This is a genomic window from Nonomuraea muscovyensis (assembly GCF_014207745.1).
GTDB lineage: Bacteria > Actinomycetota > Actinomycetes > Streptosporangiales > Streptosporangiaceae > Nonomuraea > Nonomuraea muscovyensis.
In genome coordinates, this window is record NZ_JACHJB010000004.1 from 512,401 (window position 1) to 534,412 (window position 22,012).

The window sequence follows — 22,012 nt, forward strand, 5'->3', positions numbered from 1 at the left end:
CCCGCGTCATCCCCCCGAGTCCCCCTTCAGTCCGTTGAGCTGCTCCACCACAGGTCCGACGTCCAGCGGAGCCCATACGGCCCTCCTCGCGTTGTCCCCGATCGTGTAGGAGGCGAGGAGCACCGAGAGCGCGGCACTCACCGCGAGGACTCCCGCCAGCACCATCGCCGCTGTCCTCGAGGGTACGAGGGATGAGAGGGTTCTGCGCATCTGGCGGCCAGGTCCCTCCACTCCGGGGCCCGCGCAGACGGTCCACAGGGCCACCGCCGCGCCGCAGGCCAGCGCGTTGTGCGCGTCGATGCCGAGCACCACGGTGAGCAGCAGCGTCACCGGCAGGCCGAGGATGAGCGCGTAGAGGGTCAGCGCGAGCGTGATGCCCGCCGACTTGGCCAGCGCCTGCGGATGGGCGAACACCCTGACCACGTCGAGCGCCGCCGCCCCCGTCGAGCGGCGGGCGGTGAGGTCGCGCTGGGCCAGGTCGGCCGCGCGCAGCAGCACCGCGGCGGGGACCGCGACCACGGCCACCAGGATCGGGGCCACGACCGCCGCGGCGACCATGACGACGAGCAGCATCGCGCCGGCCACACCGTAGGCCCTGGACCGCTGCAGCGCCTGGCCGGGCCGGGCGCCGGGGATGAACGGCTCGCGCTTGGTCTGGGGGTCGGGGGGGTACTGGGGCTGGGCGGGGATGTAGGGGGGTGGCGGCTGCTGGAGGGGGCGCTGCTGCTGCCCGGGACCCTGGTGGACGCCCTGACCCTGGTGGGGGCCGTGCTGGGGGCCGGCGGGGCCCGGCGGGTAGCCGGAGGCGTTCGGTCCCGAGGGGAAGCCGGACCCGCTCGGCCGCCCGTAGTCGGGCGTGTCGGGGCGTACGCGCCGGGTGGGCACGTCACCCTCGTACGACGGCGCCAGGCGGGCCGGGTCGCCGGAGTGGGGCGGCGGCTGCCACGACTGCTGGGACGCGCCCTCCTCCTGGATGCGGCGCAGTTCCTCGGGCGTGACCCGGCGGGTCGGCCAGGGGTCGCCCTGGTCGGGGAGCAGCGAGACGTACGGCTGCTCCGGCGACGGCCCGCCCTGCGGCCCGGAACCGTACGGCGGCACGCCGGGACCGGCCGCGGGCCGGCCGGGCGGCTCACCCTGGCCGGGGTACGGCTGGTGCGGAAGGCTCTGGTGCGGGCCGCCCTGATGCGGACCGCTCTGGTGCGGACCGCCCTGATGCGGGCCGCCCTGATGCGGATGGCTCTGGTGCGGACCGCTCTGGTGCGGACCGCTCTGGGGCGGCGTGAAGGGCGCCCGCCCGCCGTCGAGCAGCCGCCGCGGCGTGACGGGCGGCGTCGAGATCTCGTACGCGGGCCGGTTGTCGATCGGCGTGGGCGGCGGCAGGTCGGGGCGCGGCAGGGTGGAGATCTCGTCGGGCACGCCGCTGAACGACTTGGGCAGCATCCGGGCGGTCTGCTCGGCCAGCTCGGCGGCCTTGGGACGCTTGGCCGGGTTGCGCTGGAAGGCGGCCTTGAGCAGCGGCTGCAGGGGCGCCGGCGCCGCGCCGATCTCGGCCTTGCCCGCGGTGATGTTGTAGAAGATCATCTCCAGCGTGCCCTTGCCGAACGGCGGCTGGCCGGTGGCGGCGTAGAGCAGGGTGCCGGCCCAGGCGTGGACGTCGACCTCCGGCCCCGCCTCCTGCCCCTCGATGATCTCGGGGGCGAGGAAGCCGGGCGTGCCGATGAACATGCCCGTCTGGGTCAGCCGCGTGGCGTCCACCGCCTGCGCGATGCCGAAGTCGATGAGCACCGGGTCGCCGTCGATGACCAGCACGTTGCCGGGCTTGAGGTCGCGGTGGATCACGCCGCCCGCGTGGACGGCCGCCAGCGCGGAGGCCACACCGTGCGCGATCCGGACCAGCGCGGGCAGCTCCAGCGGACCCTCGTCCTTGACGATCTCGTCGAGCGCGCGCCCGGGGACGTAGCGGGTCACGATGTACGGGCGATGACCGGTGACGTCGGCGTCGACCACTTCCGCGATGTACTTGCCACGGACCCGGCGCATGGTCTCGACCTCGCGCGACAGCCGCCGCCTGGCGACCTCGTCACCGGCGACCTCCGAGCGCAGGACCTTGACGGCCACCTGCCGGCCCTGCGGGTCGACGGCGAGGTGGACCACGCCCATTCCGCCTTCACCTAGCCGCCTGAGCAGCCGGTAAGGGCCAAGTCGGTCATCGTTCATGGCATGAAGCACCATACCGGCTTAATCCCCGCCCACGAGATGAACCATGAGGCCACATTCCCACTCGTACAACGTCCGGCACGACCCCATCGGTTTCCCATCTGACGGTCTCGAATTGGCTACGTTCACGGTTCGGGCCGGTGCGGACGTCGGTGGCGCGGGGCCGGCGGCTCAGGTCGCCAGCGCGAGCACCTCGGCACCCTTCAGCCCGGCGAGCGTGGCTCCGGACACGGCGAGTTTGGACCGCCGCACGCCGCTGCCGATCACCACTCTGGAGTGGCCGGCGACGTGCGTGTCCACCAGGACCGGCCAGTCGGCGGGCAGGCCGATTGGGGTGATGCCGCCGTACTCCATGCCGGTGAGCTCGACCGCCTGCGCCATCGGCGCGAAGCTCGCCTTGCGCGCGTCGAGGTGGCTGCGCACCACCCCGTTGACGTCGACGCGCATCGTCGCGAGGACCATGCACGCGGCGTAGCGGGTCTCGCCGCCCCGCTTGGCGGCGACGACCACGCAGTTGGCCGACTCGTCGAGGGCGACGCCGTAGCGCTCGCAGAACGCCGCCGTGTCGGCCAGCTCGGGGTCGATCCCGGCCACCTCGACGCCGGTGTCCAGCGCCGTCACCGCCCGCGCCACCGGCTCGGCCAGCAGGTCGGTCCGCTCGGTCGCGGGCGTCCAGTGCAAGGTCATCCCATCTCCTCGATCGCTCCTGACGGACCCTACGCCGAGCCGGCAGGCAGCGCGCGTGGTCACGACGACTGGAGCACCCGTTGGTGCAGCCGCGTGACGACGTCGCGGGCGGACTCCATCGCCCCCGCCTGCCAGGCGATGAGACGAGTGAGCCAGTCGCCCGCGAAGTAGACCCTTCCGGCGGGACGTTGCAGAAGAGTGAACGACGAATCAAAGGAAGGCCAGCGCACCCAGCCGCCCTGGATGTGCTCCTGGCGTTCCCAGGCGATCGAGACGGCCGACAGCAGGCCCTTGCCGTACGTGTCGCCGTGGATCTTGCGACCCTGGGTGATGGCGCGGCGCCTGCGGTCCTCGGGGGTGAGCGCGCCGTACAGCTCGGCGTGCTCGTCGGTGTTGTAGTAGCCGACGAGGACGCCGCGTTCGGCGTGGTAGTCGTGGGAGGGGTACCAGATGTGGGTGATGTCGAGGTCGGTCTCGGTGACGCCGCCGTAGATCCGGTCGTCGAGCTCCCACCAGCGCCTGCCGTACTCCAAACCGATCTTGCCGGTGGAGACGGGCACGGGAGTCCGCAGCGCCGTGGTCACCTGGGGGCCCAGGTTGTGCGGGATCTTGGCGAGGAGGTGGGGCGGGAGGGTGGCGATGCAGTAGTCGGCCCTGAGCGAGCCGCCGTTCCAGGTGACCTCGACGCCGTCGGCCCGGTCGGTGATGCCGGTGACGCGGACGCCCGTCCTGATCCGGTCGGCGCCGACCGCCGCGGCGAGCCGCGTCACGATCGCGTCCATGCCGCCGACCGGCTGGAACATCGGGGTGGCCTGCTCGTGGCCGAAGTCGCTGGTGATCGCCCGGCCGGTGGCGGCGGCGAGGACCTCGTGCAGCGAGCCGGGCCCCTCGGTGGGGACGCCGCCGTCCAGCGCCGGGTATCTCGCGAAGCCGCGCCGCGGTGAGCCCTCGTAGGCGTACCGGGGTCCGAGGTCGCCGAACCGGCGCAGGAACTCCAGCAGCCGCTCGCGGTCGTCCTTGGTCAACGTACGGTTGAGCGCGCCGATGTTCGTCGCTTTGGCGAGTAATTCCGCGACATATCCGTACATGTCGGCTCGGGCGGTGCGGGCCCGGACGGTCGTGCCGTTCGTGTGGACGTACGCGCCCGCGTTGTTGTTCACGAACGTCTCGATGGGGACGCCCAGCTCGCGGCAGTAGTCGAGCGTGACCATCCAGGGGGCGATGCGGCCGGGGCCGGCGTTGAAGTAGACCCCCTCGCCGAACCGCACGTCCTGCGCCGGGCCGTTCAGCTCGGTCAGCCGGTCACCGCGGCGCAGCGTGAGGTTGCGGCCGCCGGCCCTGGACCTGGCCTCCAGGACCGTGCAGTCGTAGCCGGCCTTGCCCAGCTCGTACGCGGCGGTCAGGCCGGCCACCCCGCCGCCCAGGATGACCACCTTCGCGGAGGCCCGGCCGCGCAGCGAGAAGTCGCCGGGCCGGGGTGGCGTGAAGCTCTTGTCCTGCTCGTCGGGGGCCAGACCGAGCGCGCCCATGGCGGCGTACATGGCCCCCGCGCCACCGGCCGCCCCGATCCCGACGAGCAGCCCCCGCCGCGTCAGCGCCGCCCCGTCCCGCACACCTCCCATGCCACCTCCCACGAGCACACCGGAGCCCGGCCGGCGCTTCCCACCCGCACTCCTCGGCCACGACGACCAGAGGGCACCGTATACCCGCGCCCCGTCGCCCCCCTACCGGGCGTCCGGCGCCGGGGACGACGTACGATCGGACATCGCAGCCCCGCGCCCAACGATCATGAACAAATCCTCGCTCTGTCACGTCCCGTTCGCCCAGATCCGCATCGGAATCGTTGTAGGAACCCTCCATGCTTGGATCAGGGCGTCCTGGTGTGGGATCGGACGCATGATGCAGAAATGGCCCCACCCCCGTGGGTTCCGCACAGCGGATCTCGCCAGGATCAGCGTGTTCGCCGCGCTGATCGCCGTCCTCGGCCTGCCCGGGGCGCTCAACGTCTTCGGCAACGCCGTCCCCATCACGCTGCAGACGTTCGGCGTGATGCTGGCCGGTGCGATCCTCGGCTCCTGGCGTGGCGCGCTCGCCGTCGCCGTCCTGATCCTGCTGGTGGCCGCGGGCCTGCCGCTGCTCGCCGGCGGGCGCGGCGGCCTCGGGGTGTTCACCGGGCCCTCGGTGGGCTTCCTCCTCGGGTGGATCCCCGGAGCGGCCCTGACCGGGTGGATCGTCGAGCGCGGCGGCACATCCCCTGGCAGCGTCCGCCTGCTCGTGGCGTGCCTCGCGGGCGGCGTCGGCGTGATCTACCTGATCGGCATCCCCGTCCAGGCCGCCGTCACCGGGCTGCCGCTCGCTCAGGCAGCGCTCCTCAGCATGGTGTTCGTGCCCGGCGACGTCGCCAAGGCGGTGATCGCGTCGATCGTGGCACGCGGCACGCAGCGGGCCTACCCCGCCGCCGTCCCCGCCGTCCATCGCGAGCGGGTCAAGGCGGGCTGAGCCAGCGCATGCCCGTCGCCCTCGTCATCCGGCGCCATGCCGCCGAACGCCCCCATCACCCGGCCCTGTGCGGTCCCGGCGGCTCCCTCACCTACGCCGAGCTGTGGCACGAGGTGAGCAGCAGGCCCCTCGACGGCAGGGGGCTGGTGGCGATCACCCTGTCCGACCCGGTCGACCAGCTCGTCGCCGTGCTCGCCGCCGACCTGGCCGGCGCCACGCCGCTGCTGTGCGACGAGGACCAGCGCGCGCGGGTGATCGCCGCGATCCCCGTCGACCGGCACATCGACGCGCCCCTCCCGGCCGCCGGGAGCCTGCGGATGACGGGCGAGCCCGCCGACGACGACCCGGCGTGGGCGTGCCTCACCTCGGGCAGCACCGGACGGCCGCGTGCAGTGGTGCGCACCCGCGCGTCGTGGACGGGCTCCTTCCCGCACCTCAGCGCGCTGGCCGGCATCGGTCCCGACGACGTCGTGCTGGTGCCGGGCCCGCTGGTCTCCTCCCTGTACGCCTTCGCGGCCGTCCACGCGCTCGCCACCGGCGCGACGCTCGTCCTCCCGGGACGCCGGGCGGCAGGCGTGCCGGCCGGTCAGCTCCGCCGGGCGACGGTCGTCCACGTGGTGCCGCACCTGCTGCCCGCCGTCCTCGACGCCCTGGCGGACGGCGGCGGTCGGCTGCGCACCGCCGTCGTCGGCGGTGCCGCGCTGCCCCCTCAGGCACGGGACGCCGCCGCGCGGGCCGGCGTCAGGGTCGTGTCGTACTACGGCGCGACCGAGATGTCGTTCGTCGCCGTCGACGCCGACGGCACGGGCCTGCGCCCCTTTCCCGAGGTCGAGTTCCAGGTCCGCGACGGCGAGGTGTGGGCCCGGTCGCCGTGGCTGGCCCAGGGCTACCTGGCGGGGGCCGCCGGCCCGCTGAAGACCGACGGGGCCGGCTGGATGAGCGTCGGCGACCTCGCCGAGCCGTACCTGCCGGGAGAGCCGTTGCGGCTGCGCGGGCGCGGTGACGGCGCCATCCAGACCGGGGGCGCGACCGTGGTGCCCGAGGACGTCGAGGCCGTGCTGCGCCGCGTGCCCGGCGTCACCGACGTCGTCGTCGTCGGCTCGCCGCACCCCCTGCTCGGCTCGGTCGTGACCGCCGTGCTGGAGGGTTCGCCGCCCGCGCGGGCGGCGCTCGACGCGGTGGCCCGCGAGGGACTCGACCCGGCGCAGCGGCCGAGACGCTGGTACGCCATGGGCGACCTGCCGCGCACCCCCACGGGCAAGCCCGCCCGAGGAGTGGTGACCGCCCGGCTCGCCGGCGACGGCCCCGGACTGAGGCGGCTGGTCTGACATGAGCCGACAGCCTGTCGTCGTGGCGGCGCTCCGCACCCCCATCGGCACCGCCGGCCATGCGTACAAGTCGCTGACGGCGGACCGGCTCGCCGCGCCGGTGATCGCGGCGGTCGCGCGGGAGGTGCCGCACCTCGCGGTCGACGACGTCGTGCTCGGCAACTGCATGGGCCCCGGGGGCAACCTCGCCCGCGTCTCGGCGCTCGCGGCCGGCCTCGGGCACGAGGTGCCCGGCGTCACCGTGGACCGCCAGTGCGGCAGCGGCCTGGCCGCGATCCTGCTGGCCGGGCAGGCCGTCCGCGCGGGAGACGCCGACCTCGTCCTGGCAGGCGGTGTGGAGAGCGCGTCCACCGCGCCGCTGCGGACCATGCGCGGCGCCGCCGAGCCGTACCAGAGGGCGCCCTTCGCGCCCGCGGGCCACGCCGACCCCGACATGGGTCCCGCCGCGGAGGCCCTCGCGGCCGCGTGCGGCGTGTCGAGGGAGCGCCAGGACGACTACGCCCTGCGCAGCCACGCCAGAGCGCTCGCCGCCGGCTTCGACCCGGAACTGGTCGAGATCGACGGCAGGCGCGCCGATCAGCGGCCCCGCGTCCTGCGCGGGGAGACGCTCGCGCGCCTGCCCGCCGCCTTCGTGCCCGGCGGCACGGTCACCGCGGGCAACTCCTCGCCCATCAGCGACGGCGCGGCGGCCGTCGCCGTCGTGCCCGAGCGGCTGCGCGCGGGGATGCCGGGGCTCCGGCTGCTGGCGGGCGCCGTCGCCGGCTGCGACCCGGCGCTGCCCGGCTGGGGCCCCGTGCCCGCCGTACGGCGGGTGCTGGCCCGTACGGGGACGACCATGGCGGACCTCGCCGCGGTGGAGATCGTGGAGGCGTTCGCCGCGCAGGTCCTCGCGGTGACGGACGCGCTGGAGGCCGACCTCGACCGCGTCTGCGCCGACGGCGGCGCGATCGCCCTCGGCCATCCGTGGGGCGCGACCGGCGCGGTGGTGGTGACCAGGCTGTTCAGCAGGCTCGTGCGTTCCGGCGCTCCCCCGGGAACCCTCGGGCTGGCGACCGCGGCGGTCGGCGGCGGCATGGGCGTCGCGGCCCTGTTCGAGGTGGTGTGAATGATCCGGTTCAACGGCGTCAGCGTCCGGCTCGCCGGGCGCGACGTGCTGTCCGACGTGACGCTGTCCCTGTCGGAACGAAGGATCGGCGTCGTCGGCGCGAACGGCTCCGGCAAGAGCACGCTCGCCCGACTCGTCAACGGGCTGGCCCTGCCCACCTCGGGCGACGTCACCGTCCTCGGCCGGGACACCCGCCGCCACGCGGCCCGCATCCGGCGGGACGTGGGGTTCCTGTTCACCGACCCGGACGCGCAGATCGTCATGCCGACCGTCGCGGAGGACGTCGCGCTCTCCCTGCGGCGCAAGGGGCTGTCCCCGGCCGAGGTGGACGAGCGGGTGCGCGGGGTGCTGGCGCGGTACGGCCTCGACCGGCACGCCGACCACCCCGCCCACCTGCTGTCGGGCGGGCAGAAGCAACTGCTGGCCCTGTGCGCCGTGCTGGTGCTCGAACCACGCCTTCTGGTCATGGACGAGCCGACGACGCTGCTCGATCTGCGCCATTCCCGCCTCGTGGCCGATCTGCTGCGCGAGCTGCCGCAGCCGGTCCTCGTGGTCACCCACGATCTCGGCCTGCTCGACTCCTTCGACCGCGTCATCGTGCTCGACCAGGGGCGCGTCGTCGCCGACGCCACTCCCGGGCAGGCGATCGGCCACTACCGAAGGCTCATGTCGTGACCGGCGTCTACGTGCCGGGCGACTCGCTCCTGCACCGGCTTCCCGCGGGCGCGAAGCTGTTCGGCCTCGCCCTGCTGTGCACGACGCTGCTCCTGCTCGGCTCGCCCGGGTGGCTCGGTGGTTTCACCGTGCTGGTGGTGCTGCTGTACGCGGTGTCGGGGGTGGGGCCGGCCGCCGCGTGGGCGCAGGTCAAGCCGCTGCGCTGGTTCGCCGCCGCGCTCTTCGCGATGCAGTTCGTGCTGGTGGACCTGCACGGGGCGGTCTCCTCCACGCTCCGCCTCGTGCTGGCGGTCGCCCTGGCCGGGCTGGTGACGCTGACCACCCGGTTCGCCGACATGATGGCCTGCTTCGAGCGCCGCCTCGCCCCGCTGCGTCTGCTCGGCGTCGACCCGTTCCGGGTCTCCCTGGTGCTGTCCCTGGCCGTCCGCAGCGTGCCCGTCATCTCGGCGCTCGCCACCAGGGTGCGCGAGGCCCAGCAGGCGCGCGGAGTCTCCTGGAGCGTACGGGCGTTCGCGGTGCCCCTGGTGGTCGGCGTCCTCCGCCACGCGGACGCGATGGGCGAGGCCATGAGCGCCCGCGGCCTGGACGACCACTAGCCACCGGCGGGCCGGGTCAGCCGTAGGGGCCGCTGCCGCAGGCGATCTGGCCGCCGATCGTGGCGAAGATCCCGAACAGCGCCATGATCTGCGTGAAGTCGTCCGTCGTGAACTCGGTGTGACGCGGCCCGACCGACTTCACGCCGGGAACCAGGGCCACGGCGGCGGCGATGGCGGTCGAGTTCCACTCCACACCGAGCGTGTACGGGGGAGCCAGCCGGTACGGTGTGAAGTCGGTCAACCTGTGGAGTGCTCTGGCCATCGCCTCACGAATGCGTTCCTGGGCGACGCTCGGTGGCAGCAGTTCGGCCGCGAACTTGTCGATCCCCTTCTTGACCGCCACGGTCTCGACGTCGCCGAGCAGTTCGCGCGCCTCCTCGCCGACAGCCTCGTCGCCGGTCACCAGCACCACCGGGACGCCGTGGAAACCGGCGCACGCCGCCACCAGCCGGGTCTCGCCGCACACCTCGCCGTTGAGGTAGACGTTCTGGATCTCCTTGCCCATCCACGTGTGGTTGAGCACGCCGTCCGGGACGCCCGCGCGGGCGTGGTAGCCCACGAACCCCGCCGCCTGGAACGACCCGTCCAGCCCCTGCGCCATCCGCTGGGCCTTGCCGGGGCCGCGGACGAGGGTGGCGCGCGGGTCGAGCAGGTCGATCCGGAGGTTCTTGGTGGACCCGTGGGCGTCGTTGACCAGCACCGTGCCGGCGCCCGCCTCGTAGGCGCCCCGGACGGCGGCGTTGGCGTCGGCGGTCATCAGCTCGCACCCGCGCTCGTAGCCGCGCTTGCCGGCATGCATCTCCTCGGGGTCCGTGAGCCCCGTCACGCCCTCCATGTCGACCGACAGGTACACCTTCACGCGTCCACTCCTCTCCTCGCGACCCCGCCTCGCGGGTCCGCCGTCAACGGGTCAGGCGCCCCACGTCTCGACCCGGCGCCTGTCGTCCTCGTTCATGAAGCCCACGTGTTCGGCCATGAACGTCGCCGCCTGGTCCCGCCACGGTTCGGGGATCTCGTCGATCGCCGGCGGGTAGCAGCGGTCGAGCCAGCTCGTGGACTCCTCGGTGGGCCGCAGGTGAGACAGGGCCGTGGCGAAGAGCGTGTTCTCGATGCCGGGCACGCGGGCGAGGCCGTACTCGATCATCTCCTGCCCGCCGTAGGGCGGAGGTTTGAGCCACTTGCGGGCGACGGGCCGGTCGGCGGTGATGGGCGTGTCCAGGGGGCGCCGCTCGACGGCGGCCATGATGAGCTCCTTGTACAGGCACTTGCCGCAGGTGCGGCACGGCCCGTCCGTCCCGCGCAGGCACCAGCGGACCTGATCCTTGAGATCCGAGTTCACAGCCAGCCGCATGGTGACCGCCTCGCTCACCCCGCCGACCGGCAGAACGATGTGCACGCCCACGGCCGCGAACAACCGGCCCCACGCGCCGTGCGGCGCCCACAGGAAGTTGTCGGGCGTGTACCTCAGCAGGTAGCGGCCACCACCGAGCCACCGTGAGCCCATCTCGTAGCCGAATCCCAGGCCGCCGAGGCCCAGCCGGTCGGCCATCAGCAGCGCCCCGGCCGCGACGGCCTGGTGCTCCGGGTAGCCGGGCCGGGGCTCGGCCAGCGTGTACTCGAGGTCGGACTCGACGATGGTGATGTCGCGGCCGGTCTGCCGGGCGAGCCTGGCGAGGACGTCCGAGCGGTAGTGCGGCCACCTGTTGGGGATGCGGGGGTGCTCCACCCGCCGGAAGTGCACGAACGGCGCCTCCGGATAGACGGTCGCCGCCGCCACGGAGTCCGCGCCGCCGCTGTAGGAGATCGCCAGGACGCTCCCCGCCCGGCGCGGCTCGGCGCTCACGGGGCCGGCCTCGATGCCCCACCCGTCGTGCAGCGCCGCCGCCACCTCGGCCGAGACGGCCCGGTCGAAGGTGATCCGCCTGCGCGTCCAGGGCGCCACGACGGTCCACGCGGCCACGGCGAACAGGTCGGGGTGGGCGTCGCCGGGCACGCCGGACAGGTGACAGGAGTTGGTCGCCAGCTTGACCGGGTAGCCGTCGGACGCCTTGCCGGTGATCTCGTCCTCGGGGTCGAGCCGGAACAGCAGCTCGCCCCCGTTCCAGATCACGCGCACGGACGTTCCCCGGCGGCGGAGGAGGGGCCCTGCGGGGAGCCGGCGGACTCGCGCGGCGTGGGAGCGAGCCGGGAGCGCAGGTCGTCGATGGCCTGCCAGACGAGGACCTCGTTCTGCAGCACGCCGTCGAGCGCCTTGGCGGTCTCCTGGGCCAGGCGGTGGGCGTCGTCCAGTCTGGTGGTGTCGATCTTCGGCGCTGCGGGCTGCCGGACGGGGGCCTTCCTGAGGCGTTCGACCTCTGCCTGCAGGGTCGCCATCTCCCGGCGCAGGGTCTGGACCTCCCAGAGCGCGTCCCTGATGTCTTGGCGGTGGTCGGCGATGGAGATGTAGCGGGCATCGAACCACGTGCGCACGGCTTGACGCAGCCGCGCGGGAACCAGGACGCGCATCATGAAACGCCACGATAGTGCCAAATCCCTGGCTATCAGGCGGTGGTTCCGCGAACCACGACAAGATCCCTGACCCCAGTCATCGCGCCCAGTCGGCACGGCGCCCTGACTCCGGGTGTTGACGAACCGTCCGGCGCGTGCGTACGTTTCCGGCGATCAGTGAAACATATCGCCCGTGTTCCGAAACTTTCGGAGGCACCATGTTCCGAGGCGCCCTCGCGCTGACCCTGCTCGGCACCCCCGCACCGGCCCCCGTCCAGGATCCGCCCTCTCCGGTCATCACCGTGCACGACCGCGTCCGGCACCAGGAGATCGACGGCTTCGGCATCTCCCAGGCGTTCCGGCGCAACGAACTGGTCCGCGCGCTCGCGCCGGAACGGCAGCGCGAGATCCTCGACCTGTGGTTCGACCGCGAGTCCGGCGCCGGGCTCAGCATCCTGCGCCTCGGCATCGGCTCCTCCCCCGCGGGCAGCCCGTACGACCACATGGTGTCGATCCAGCCGGAGGATCCCGGCGGGCCGGACGCGCCGCCGAGGTACGTCTGGGACGGCGACGACAACAGCCAGGTCTGGGTGGCGAAGGAGGCCAGGGCGTACGGCGTGGAACGCTTCTACGCCGACGCCTGGAGCGCGCCCGGCTACATGAAGGACAACGGCGACGACAAGAACGGCGGCACGCTCAAGCCCGAGTGGTACCAGGCCTACGCCCGCTACCTGGTGCAGTACACGAGGTTCTACGCCCGGGAAGGCATCCGGATCACCGACCTCGGTTTCACCAACGAGCCCGACTACACCGCCACGTACGCGTCCATGCGGTTCACCCCGCGGCAGGCCGCCGACTTCGCCAAGGTGCTCGGGCCGATCGCCAGGGGCGTGCGGGTCGCCTGCTGCGACTCGTTCGGCTGGCGGGAGGCCAGGGCGTACACGGCGGCGATCGAGGCTGACCCGCAGGCGCGCCGCTGGGTGAAGACCCACACCGGCCACACGTACGCCAGCCCGGTGGACGGCCCGCTGCCGACCGGCCGCAAGACGTGGATGTCGGAGTGGAACCCCGACGGCGCCACCTGGAACGAGAGCTGGGACGACGGCAGCGGCCAGGACGGCCTGACGGTGGCCTCGGCCGTCCACGACGCGCTCACCCTGGGCGACGCCAGCGCGTACGTCTTCTGGCTGGGCGCCTCGCGCGGCGCCACCCGGGCGCTGCTCCAGATCGACGAGACGGCCAGGACCTACCGCGTGTCGAAACGGCTGTGGGCGCTGGCCGCGTACAGCAGGTTCGTCCGGCCGGGAGCGGTCCGCGTGGAGGCCACGGCGGCCGACCCGGCGCTGAAGGTGTCGGCGTTCCGCAACCCCGACGGGACCAGGGTCGTCGAGGCGCTCAACACCGCAACCGCCCCGGTGACCTGGAACGGCGTGCGCGGGCGCGCGACGGCGTACCTCACGGACGAGGCCAACTCCCTCACCCCCTCCCCGGTCACCGGCGGCACCGTCACCCTCCGCCCCCGCGCCCTGACCACCATCGTCATCGACCGCTAGCGACGGGTCCCGCCGCCGCGCCCGCGCATGACACCCCGAGGAGCGCGCCCCCGAAAGGACGCGTGCCCTTGAGGGGTCAGCGGCCCGTGAAGGTGGGTTTGGTCTTCTCGGCGAAGGCGGTCATGCCGGCCCGGGCGTCCTCCGTGGCGAACATGCCGGCGAACTGCAGCCGCTCGATCTCCAGCCCCCTGTCGAGGTCGGTCTCCAGGCCGTGGTCCACCGCCTGCTTGGCGGCGCGGAGGGCGAGGGCGGGGCCGCCGGTGAAGGTGGCGGCCCATTCCAGGGCGGCGGTGTAGACGTCGGTGTCGGGCACGACCCGGTCCACCAGGCCGATGGCGAGCGCCTCGTCGGCCGCGACGTGGCGGCCGCTGAAGATGAGGTCCTTGGCGCGGGACGGGCCGATCAGGCGGGGCAGGCGCTGGGTGCCGCCGGCGCCCGGGATGAGGCCGAGCTGGATCTCGGGCTGGCCGAGCTTGGCGGACGCGCCCGCGACGCGGAAATCGGCGCACAGGGCGAGCTCGCACCCGCCGCCCAGCGCGTAGCCGGTGACGGCGGCGATCACGGGCTTGCCGATGCGGGCCACGGCGGTGAAGCAGTCCTGGAGCGGGCCGGAGTGGCGGGACATCTCGGCGTAGGACATGGCGACCATCTCCTTGATGTCCACGCCCGCCGCGAAGACGCGCTCACCGCCGTAGACGACGACGGCGTGCACGCCGGGGTCGGCGTCGACCGTGCGGGCCGCCTCGCCGATCTCCTGTTGCATCCGGCCGTTGAGGGCGTTCATCTTCGGACGATCAAGCCTGATCGTGGCGATCTGGTCAGCCACCTCTACGCGTACGAACTCACCCATGCCCGGAACCCTACAAGAGCCTCCCGATCATGCTCCGGGCCCACGGGTGAAAAAATCCTTCTCAAGACTCTCGCCCGAGAAAGAAAATATTGAGACGCTGTGGACTGCCCCACGCCCCCAGCCCAACAGGAGCGTCCAGATGCGCAGAGCGTTGGCGATCACCGCGGTCGCCCTCCTTCCGTTAGCGAACGTCACAGCGGCGCGGGCCGCACAGGAACCGGCCGACCGGCAGCAGGCGTTCGCCGCCGCGGCCGCGGAGTTCGACGTCCCCGAGAGCGTGCTGCTCGGCGTCTCCTACCTGGAGTCACGCTGGGACGCGCACGCCGGCCAGCCCAGCAACGACGCCGGGTTCGGCCCCATGCACCTGACCGACGCCGCCGCCTTCACCGGGTCCAACCACCACGGCGAGGGCGAGGAGGACCCCCGGGGCGACGAGACCCGGCCGCTGAACCCACACGTCGACCCGCCCGCCCCCACCGAGATCCCCGCCTCGCTGCGGACCATGGAGGCGGCGGCCCGGCTCACCGGCGAGACGCACGAGAAGCTGCGCACCGACCCGGCCGCCAACATCAGGGGCGGCGCCGCGCTGCTCGCCGACCACCAGAAGGCGCTCGGCGCGCCGCTGAGCGACGACCCCGGCGAGTGGTACGGCGCGGTCGCCAAGTACTCCGGCGCCGAGGAGGCCGGGGCGGCCAAGGTGTTCGCCGACGAGGTGTTCGCCACGATCGAGGACGGCGCCGACCGGGTCACCGACGACGGCCACCGGGTCAGCCTGCGGCCGGTGGCCGGCCTGAAGCGGATCGAGAAGTGGCTGGACAAGCTCGGCCTGCGCCCGGCGCGCCGCGACGGCGTGGAGTGCCCGCCGACCATCTCCTGCGAGTGGATCCCGGCCGCCTACCAGGAGCTCCCGCCGGACGACTACGGCCACTACGACCTGGCCGACCGCCCGGCGAGCCAGAAGGTCGACTACATCGTCATCCACGACATGGAGGGTTACTGGGCCCCGTCGGTCAAGCTGAACCAGGACCCGAAGTGGCCCGGTAGCTGGCACTACTCGGTACGCTCCGGCGACGGCCACATCGCCCAGCAGATCAAGACCAAGGACGTCGGCTGGCACGCCGGCAACTGGTACGTCAACGCCAAGTCCATCGGCATCGAGCACGAGGGCTTCCTGGCCGAGGGCGGCACCTGGTACACCGAGGCGATGTACCGCACGTCGGCCCGGCTGGTGCGCTACCTGGCGATCCGGCACGGCGTGCCGCTGGACCGGGCGCACATCATCGGCCACGACAACGTGCCCGGCACGCTGCCGACCACGGTCAGGGGCATGCACGAGGACCCGGGCCCGTTCTGGGACTGGGCCCGCTACTTCGAGCTGATGGGCGCCCCGCTGCACCGGCTCGGCGGCCCGCGGTCCGGCTCGGTCATGATCAAGCCGGACTTCGCCACCAACAAGCCGTACTTCTACGGCTGCGACCGCAAGAACCCCGCGAACGCCTGCCCCCCGCTGCCCGCCTCCACGGTGTGGCTGCGCACCGAGCCGCGCGCCGACGCGCCGCTGGTCAAGGACATCGGCAAGCACCCCACGGGCGAGTCGCTGTACAGCGTGTACGACCACAGCGCCCGCGCCACCACCGGCCAGCGCTTCGCCGTGGCCGGGCGCCAGGGCGACTGGACGGCCATCTGGTACCTCGGCCAGAAGGCGTGGTTCCACAACCCGGCCGCCGCGCCGACCGCGGTGCCGTCCATGGGCCTGGTGGTGACGCCCAAGCCGGGCCTCGCGACGGTCCCCGTGTACGGCAGGGCGTACCCGGAGCAGGAGGCCTACCCGGCCGGCATCCCGTACCAGGCGGTCACCCCGCTGCAGTACACGTTCTCGGCCGGCGAGACGTACACCCTGTCCGGGCCCGCCGCCACGGAGTACTACCGCGCCGTCACCTTCGACCCGGCCGGACACCGGGTGGTCAGGGGCAAGACGAAGTACCTGCAGATCCAGTTCGGCCACCGGGTGATGTTCGTCAAGGCCGACGACGTGCGGATCAGCTTCTCCGGCTAGCGGGCGGCGTCCGCCGGGTGAAGTCCTCGACGGCGCGCCTGGTGCTCTGCAGCGCCTCCTGGGAGGTGTCGAACGTGCGCTGGGCGACGCCGACGAACACGCAGTCGACCACCAGGAGCTGGCTGATGCGGCTGGCCAGGGCGCCGGGGCGGAACTCCGTCTCGCGCCCGGCCGAGATCAGCACGTGCTCGGCCAGCCCCGCGATGGTGGAGCGCGGGTTGTTGGTGATCGCGACGGTCGTCGCGCCCGCCTCCTTGGCCCGGGCCAGCGGCTCCAGCACGTCGGGCGTCTCGCCCGACGTGCTGATGCCGACCGCGACGTCGCCGGGCCTGAGCAGCACGGCGCTGGTCAGGGCCAGGTGGGCGTCCTGGAAGGCGTGGCTGGACAGCCCGATGCGCAGCAGCTTCTGGGCGAGGTCCTCGGCGACGAGGCCGGAGGCCCCCACCCCGTAGGCGTCGACCCGCCGGGCCGCGGTGATGGCCGTGACGACCAGGCCGAGCCGATCGGAGGTGAGCTGGGCGACCGTGTCGTTGATCGCCTCGGACTCGGCCCGTGCCACCTTGAGTATCACCTCCGACAGCGGGTCGTCGGGGGCGAGGTCGCCGGGCACCAGGCGGTCGGGCTGCGCCGCGGCGGCGGCCAGGGCCAGCCGAAGCTGGGGGTAGCCGGCGAAGCCGAGCAGCCTGGCCGTGCGCACGATCGTGGCCTCGCTGGTGCCGGAGGCGGCCGACAGCTCGGTGATGGTGCTGCGCGCCACCGTCGCCGGGTCCTCCAGGATGAGGCGGGCGACGGTCTGGGCGGCCGGCGTCAGTGACGGCAGCACACCCCGGACCGTGGCCACCAGAGTGTCGGCTCTCAGGCCGTTCCCGCTGTCGTCCACAGTCCCGATTATGCAGCCCCTCGACGTCCTCCCGAATCCCGACGCGGCCCGGTACCGCCCCGGAAAGGGGGATACCGGGCCTCTTGCCCGGATGTGGTCAGGCGGGCGACCGGCCGGGTGGCCGGGTACGGGCCGTCACCTGAGGGTGCCGTTGGTCATCCCGACCGGCTCCTCGGGGACGGTGATCAGCCCCAGCTCGGCCGGTGAGGCGGCGAGCGGGTGGTGGGGCACCACGCGCACGGTGTAGCCGAACGGGCCGGTGCGGTCGAGCGGCACCACGCCGGTGTGGTGGGCGCGCCCGTCGTCGTCCACGTCGGTGGGCGTCAGCGACAGGTAGGCCGGGTGCTCCAGCTCGTCGTGCGGGCCGACCCGGCCGTAGGCGGCCTGGACCAGCACGTCGTCGGGCTTGAGGTCGCCGAGCGCGATGGTGGCGCGCAGCTCCAGCGCGGCGCCGACCTCGGGGGTGTCACCGACGCCGGAGCCCTCGACGTGCTCCACCCGCACGCCGGGCCACGCCTTGGCCACCCGCAGCCGCCAGGCGGCGAACGCCTTGGCCCCGGCGTAGGAGTCGGCGGACAGGGCGCGGGCGGCCTGCGCGGCCGGCGTGTAGAGCTCGACCACGTAGTCGCGCAACATCCGGCCGGCCAGCACCTTGGGGCCGAGCGAGGCCAGCGTGTGCTTGACCATCTCCAGCCAGCGGCGCGGCAGCCCGTCGCCGGCCCGGTCGTAGAAACGGTCGGAAACCTCGTGCTCGATCAGGTCGTACAGGGCGCCGGCCTCCAGCTCGTCGCGCTTGTCGGTGTCGAGCACGCCGTCGGCGGTGGGGATGGCCCAGCCGTTGGTGCCGTCGTACCACTCGTCCCACCAGCCGTCGCGGATCGACAGGTTGAGCCCGCCGTTCAGCGCCGACTTCATGCCCGAGGTGCCGGACGCCTCCAGTGGCCGCAGCGGGTTGTTCAGCCAGACGTCGCAGCCCTGCGTCATGAGCTGGCCGAGCGCCATGTCGTAGTCGGGCAGGAACACGATGCGGTGCCGCACGTCGGCCTCGTCGGCGAACTTCACGATCTGCTGGATCAGCTTCTTGCCGCCCTCGTCGGCGGGGTGCGCCTTGCCCGCGATGACGATCTGGACCGGCTTGACGGGGTCGAGCAGCAGGCTCCGGAGCCGCTCGGGGTCGCGCAGCATGAGCGTGAGCCGCTTGTAGGACGGCACGCGCCGGGCGAAACCGATGGTCAGCACCTCGGGGTCGAGCGCGTCGTCGATCCAGCCCAGCTCGGCGTCGGAGGCGCCGCGATCGCGCCACGACTGGCGCAGCCTGACCCGGGCGCCTTCGACCAGGCGGCGCCGCAGCACGCCCCTGATCTCCCAGATGTCGTCGTCGGAGATCTTCTGCACGCCGTCCCAGCCGCGTCCGCGCTCGACCACGGACGGCAGCTCGCGCCCGGCCAGCTCCATCAGCTCGCGGCCGACCCAGGTGGGGGCGTGCACGCCGTTGGTGATGGAGCCGATCGGCACCTCGTCGAGGTCGAAGCCGGGCCACAGGCTCTTGAACATCTCCCGGCTGACCTGGCCGTGCAGCTTCGACACGCCGTTGACGCGCTGGGCGAGCCGCATCCCCATGATCGCCATGTTGAAGCGGCCCGGATCGTCCTCGGCGCCGAGGGCCAGGATGCGCTCGACCTCGACGGTCGGCCAGGCGTTGTCGCCGCCGAAGTGGCGCTCGATCATGTCCCGGGGGAACCTGTCGATGCCGGCGGGCACGGGCGTGTGGGTGGTGAAGACGGTGCCGGCGCGGACGGCTTCGAGCGCCTCGTCGAACGACAGGCGGGCCTCGGTAAGCTCGCGGATGCGTTCGAGGCCGAGGAAGCCGGCGTGGCCCTCGTTGGTGTGGAACACCTCCGGCTCGGGGTGGCCGGTGATGCGGCAGTAGGCGCGGATGGCCCGCACGCCGCCGACGCCCAGCAGCAGCTCCTGCATGAGGCGGTGGTCGGTGCCGCCGCCGTAGAGGCGGTCGGTGACGTCGCGGGCGGCGGTGTCGTTGTCGGCCACGTCGGAGTCGAGCAGTAGCAGCGGCACCCGGCCGACCTGCGCCACCCAGAGCTGCGCGTGCAGCGTGCGGCCCTCGGGCAGGCCGACCCGGATCTTGACCGGGGTGCCGTCCTCCTCCTTGAGCAGGGCCAGCGGCAGCCCGCCCGCGTCGAGCGACGGGTAGTGCTCCAGTTGCCAGCCCTCCGGGGAGAGCGACTGGGTGAAGTAGCCGTGGCGGTAGAGCAGGCCGACCGCGAGGATCGGCACGCCGAGGTCGCTGGCGGCCTTGAGGTGGTCACCGGCCAGGATGCCGAGGCCGCCGGAGTACTGCGGCAGGGGGGCGGCGATCCCGTACTCGGGGGAGAAGTAGGCGATGGCCCGGGCGGCGTCCGGCAGGGTCTGGTACCAGCGCGGCGCGGTCATGTACTCGCGCAGGTCGTCGGCCGCGTCGGCGAGCCGGCGCAGGAAGCGCCGGTCGGCGGCCAACTCGGTCAGCCGGGCCGGGTCGACGGCGCCGAGCAGCGCCACCGGGTCGTGCCCCACCTGTTCCCACAGGCGGGGGTCGACCTCGGCGAAGAGGTCGGTGGTCTCGGGATGCCAAGACCAGCGCAGGTTGTGAACCAGCTCGCCGAGTGCGCTCAGCTCCTGGGGCAAGACGGTGCGTACGGTAAACCGGCGGATAGCTCTCACGTTCGTGCACCCTACGGGCTAGGAGGGACCTGTCAGACCCTCACCCTCAACAACGGCTTTCAAACCCCTTCCGGGAAGAAGCATGAAGAGAGACTATTGGGGCAACTTCCACCATTGTCAGTTCTCCCGGGGACACGGGAGGTCTATCCACTGCTGCCCACAATTTACATGCAAGGATCGTTCTTGCCACGGAAGCCTCCGGCGGCACCGAGCGTGCCGTCGCAACCTTGAGATGCGATGATCGGAAGAATTCCCATCACGGACATCCGCCCTGTCGTCGACTGCGGGCAGTGGCCCGCCAAGGCCGTCGCCGGCGAGACCTTCGAGGTCTCGGCGACGGTGTTCAGAGAAGGTCACGATGCCGTGGCCGCGGGCGTGGTGCTCACCGCGCCCGACGGGCAGCGTGGCCGCCTGAGACCGATGCGCGAGATGGCGCCCGGCACCGACCGCTGGGCCGTCGACGTCTGCCTGCCCGCCGAGGGCGACTGGCTGTTCCGCGTGGAGGCGTGGAGCGACCCGATCGCGACGTGGCTGCACGACGCCGAGATCAAGATCCCCCGCGGCATGGACGTCGACCTGATGTGCGAGGAGGGCGCGCGGCTGTTCGAGCGGGCCGCCCGCGCCGTCCGGCAGGCCGACTGCCCGGCGCCGAACGGCCGCACGACGCCGCAGGCCAGGAACGGGCACGTCCCGGCGCAGCCCCGGTCCGCCAGGCAGGCCGCCAAGCAGGCGAACGGCTCGGCCGAGAGCGCGTGCGGGCACCGGGCCGCGCTGCTGACGGTCGCCGCGACCCTGCGCGACGGCGACCGCGACCCGCGCGCCAGGCTCTCCGTGGCGCAGATGCCCGAGACCGCGGCCCTGCTGGCGGCGCATCCGCTGCGCGACATGGTGACCAGGTCGCGGCCGCGGAAGGTCCGGGTCAGCCGGCGCCGCGCCCTGTACGGCTCGTGGTACGAGTTCTTCCCCCGATCGGAGGGGGCGATCGTCGACGGGGCCGGCGTGTCGAAGTCGGGCACCTTCCAGACCGCGGCCAAGCGGCTGCCGGCCGTGGCCAAGATGGGCTTCGACGTCATCTACCTGCCGCCGATCCACCCGATCGGCCACACCTTCCGCAAGGGACGCAACAACACGCTGAGCCCCGAGCCCGACGATCCCGGCTCGCCGTGGGCGATCGGGTCGGAGGACGGCGGGCACGACGCGATCCATCCCGACCTGGGCACGATCGACGACTTCGACGAGTTCGTCGTCCGCACCCGCGAGCTGGGCATGGAGGTCGCGCTCGACCTGGCCCTGCAGTGCTCCCCCGACCATCCGTGGGTCAGGGAGCACCCGGAGTGGTTCACGATCCGGGCCGACGGCACGATCGCGTACGCCGAGAACCCGCCGAAGAAGTACCAGGACATCTACCCGCTCAACTTCGACCGCGACCCGGAGGGCATCTACGCCGAGGTCAAGCGGGTCGTGCGGCACTGGATGGACCACGGGGTGCGGATCTTCCGGGTGGACAACCCGCACACCAAGCCCGTGGCCTTCTGGGAGCGGCTGCTGGCCGACATCCACGCCACCGACCCGGACGTGATCTTCCTGGCGGAGGCGTTCACCCGGCCGGCGATGCTCCAGACGCTGGCCAAGGTCGGCTATCACCAGTCCTACACGTACTTCACGTGGAAGAACTCCAAGGCCGACGTGGAGTCCTACCTGTCGGAGCTGGCCCAGGAGACGTCGCACATCCTGCGGCCCAACCTGTTCGTCAACACGCCCGACATCCTGCACGAGTACCTGCAGCACGGCGGGATACCCGCGTTCAAGATCCGGGCCGTGCTCGCCGCCGTCGCCTCGCCGACGTGGGGCGTGTATTCCGGATACGAGCTCGGGGAGAATATCCCAGTTCGCCCGGGAAGCGAGGAATATCTCGATAGCGAGAAATACCAGTACAGACCTCGCGATTGGGAATCCGCGGAGCGAGAAGGGCGCAGTCTGGCGCCGTTCATCACCAGTCTGAATTTGTTCCGAAGAGCCCATCCGGCTCTGCAGGAATTGCGTAACCTACGGTTCCACCGGGTGGACCAACCGGACATGGTCTGCGTCTCCAAGCGGCTCCCGGGCGCCTATGATCCGGCCACACGACGGCACGGCATGGGCGACGTGGTCATGGCGGTCATCAACCTCGACCCGCACCACACCCATGAGGGCATGGTCGATCTCGATCTGCCCGCCCTGGGACTCGACTGGAACGCGGAGTTCGTGGTGGACGACGAGTTGTCCGGAGAGTCGTATCGTTGGCGGCAGCGGAATTATGTACGACTCGATCCCCATATCCAGCCTGCCCACATCTTCACCGTCCGAGCCGCGCCACGGTAG

Annotated in this window: 17 protein-coding genes; 8 read left to right on the top strand and 9 right to left on the bottom strand. The window is 72.5% G+C overall.

The annotated features are described in order from the left end of the window. Positions 1–6: 6 nt before the first annotated feature. From FHU36_RS40145 to FHU36_RS40155, 3 genes are all read right to left on the bottom strand, one after another. A complete protein-coding gene (locus FHU36_RS40145) occupies positions 7–2,232 on the bottom strand; it encodes a serine/threonine-protein kinase (RefSeq protein WP_312892170.1) in 2,226 nt (741 codons plus the stop codon). A gap of 156 nt (positions 2,233–2,388) precedes the next feature. Continuing rightward, complete coding sequence (locus FHU36_RS40150) at positions 2,389–2,904, bottom strand: YbaK/EbsC family protein (RefSeq protein ID WP_185089333.1); 516 nt, start codon at positions 2,902–2,904, stop codon at positions 2,389–2,391. A 59-nt stretch (positions 2,905–2,963) separates the two neighbouring features. Beyond that, on the bottom strand, positions 2,964–4,526 hold the full coding sequence (locus FHU36_RS40155; RefSeq protein ID WP_185089334.1) for a flavin monoamine oxidase family protein: 1,563 nt from the start codon (positions 4,524–4,526) through the stop codon (positions 2,964–2,966). A 274-nt stretch (positions 4,527–4,800) separates the two neighbouring features. On the opposite strand from FHU36_RS40155, the gene FHU36_RS40160 reads away from it, so the two are divergent. Genes FHU36_RS40160 through FHU36_RS40180 form a run of 5 tightly spaced genes read left to right on the top strand, consistent with a single transcriptional unit; the run spans position 4,801 to position 9,107 of the window. Beyond that, positions 4,801–5,403 (top strand): biotin transporter BioY, encoded by a 603-nt coding sequence (locus tag FHU36_RS40160; protein ID WP_185089335.1) that lies wholly within the window; start codon positions 4,801–4,803, stop codon positions 5,401–5,403. 8 nt (positions 5,404–5,411) lie between these two features. Further along, entirely contained in the window at positions 5,412–6,731 is a 1,320-nt protein-coding gene (locus FHU36_RS40165) for a class I adenylate-forming enzyme family protein (RefSeq protein WP_185089336.1), read from the top strand. 1 nt (position 6,732) lies between these two features. Then, positions 6,733–7,836, top strand: coding sequence for a thiolase family protein (locus FHU36_RS40170; RefSeq protein WP_185089337.1), 1,104 nt, complete (start codon positions 6,733–6,735; stop codon positions 7,834–7,836). Then, positions 7,837–8,511 carry an energy-coupling factor ABC transporter ATP-binding protein gene (locus FHU36_RS40175; protein ID WP_185089338.1) on the top strand — a complete coding sequence of 225 codons (675 nt, stop codon included), beginning with the start codon at positions 7,837–7,839 and terminating at the stop codon, positions 8,509–8,511. Then, complete coding sequence (locus FHU36_RS40180; RefSeq protein WP_185089339.1) at positions 8,508–9,107, top strand: energy-coupling factor transporter transmembrane component T family protein; 600 nt, start codon at positions 8,508–8,510, stop codon at positions 9,105–9,107. The genes FHU36_RS40175 and FHU36_RS40180 overlap by 4 nt, the downstream gene beginning before the upstream one ends. A 16-nt stretch (positions 9,108–9,123) precedes the next feature. Here the strand turns inward: FHU36_RS40180 and FHU36_RS40185 are convergent, their stop codons facing one another. Genes FHU36_RS40185 through FHU36_RS40195 form a run of 3 tightly spaced genes read right to left on the bottom strand, consistent with a single transcriptional unit; the run spans position 9,124 to position 11,615 of the window. Beyond that, positions 9,124–9,966, bottom strand: a complete 843-nt coding sequence (locus tag FHU36_RS40185; RefSeq protein WP_185089340.1) for a M55 family metallopeptidase — start codon at positions 9,964–9,966, stop codon at positions 9,124–9,126. Between the two features lie 51 nt (positions 9,967–10,017). Then, a complete protein-coding gene (locus tag FHU36_RS40190; RefSeq protein ID WP_185089341.1) occupies positions 10,018–11,223 on the bottom strand; it encodes a DUF6395 domain-containing protein in 1,206 nt (401 codons plus the stop codon). Next, positions 11,214–11,615, bottom strand: coding sequence for a hypothetical protein (locus FHU36_RS40195; RefSeq protein ID WP_185089342.1), 402 nt, complete (start codon positions 11,613–11,615; stop codon positions 11,214–11,216). Before FHU36_RS40195 ends, FHU36_RS40190 begins: the two co-directional genes overlap by 10 nt. Before the next feature lie 197 nt (positions 11,616–11,812). On the opposite strand from FHU36_RS40195, the gene FHU36_RS40200 reads away from it, so the two are divergent. Then, the gene (locus FHU36_RS40200) at positions 11,813–13,147 is read left to right on the top strand and encodes a glycoside hydrolase family 30 protein (protein WP_185089343.1); all 1,335 of its coding nucleotides are present in this window, start codon (positions 11,813–11,815) and stop codon (positions 13,145–13,147) included. A gap of 76 nt (positions 13,148–13,223) precedes the next feature. Here the strand turns inward: FHU36_RS40200 and FHU36_RS40205 are convergent, their stop codons facing one another. Then, the gene (locus FHU36_RS40205; RefSeq protein WP_185089344.1) at positions 13,224–13,997 is read right to left on the bottom strand and encodes an enoyl-CoA hydratase/isomerase family protein; all 774 of its coding nucleotides are present in this window, start codon (positions 13,995–13,997) and stop codon (positions 13,224–13,226) included. Positions 13,998–14,136: 139 nt separating this feature from the next. Here FHU36_RS40205 and FHU36_RS40210 point away from each other — a divergent pair, with 139 nt between their 5' ends. Next, on the top strand, positions 14,137–16,053 hold the full coding sequence (locus FHU36_RS40210; protein WP_185089345.1) for an N-acetylmuramoyl-L-alanine amidase: 1,917 nt from the start codon (positions 14,137–14,139) through the stop codon (positions 16,051–16,053). On the opposite strand, the gene FHU36_RS40215 is transcribed toward FHU36_RS40210, so the two are convergent. Then, the gene (locus tag FHU36_RS40215; protein ID WP_185089346.1) at positions 16,037–16,933 is read right to left on the bottom strand and encodes a MurR/RpiR family transcriptional regulator; all 897 of its coding nucleotides are present in this window, start codon (positions 16,931–16,933) and stop codon (positions 16,037–16,039) included. The two genes, FHU36_RS40210 and FHU36_RS40215, sit on opposite strands and share 17 nt — an antisense overlap. A 135-nt stretch (positions 16,934–17,068) precedes the next feature. Further along, entirely contained in the window at positions 17,069–19,651 is a 2,583-nt protein-coding gene (glgP, locus tag FHU36_RS40220) for an alpha-glucan family phosphorylase (RefSeq protein WP_185089347.1), read from the bottom strand. 237 nt (positions 19,652–19,888) lie between these two features. Here glgP and FHU36_RS40225 point away from each other — a divergent pair, with 237 nt between their 5' ends. Then, positions 19,889–22,012, top strand: coding sequence for an alpha-1,4-glucan--maltose-1-phosphate maltosyltransferase (locus tag FHU36_RS40225; protein ID WP_185089348.1), 2,124 nt, complete (start codon positions 19,889–19,891; stop codon positions 22,010–22,012).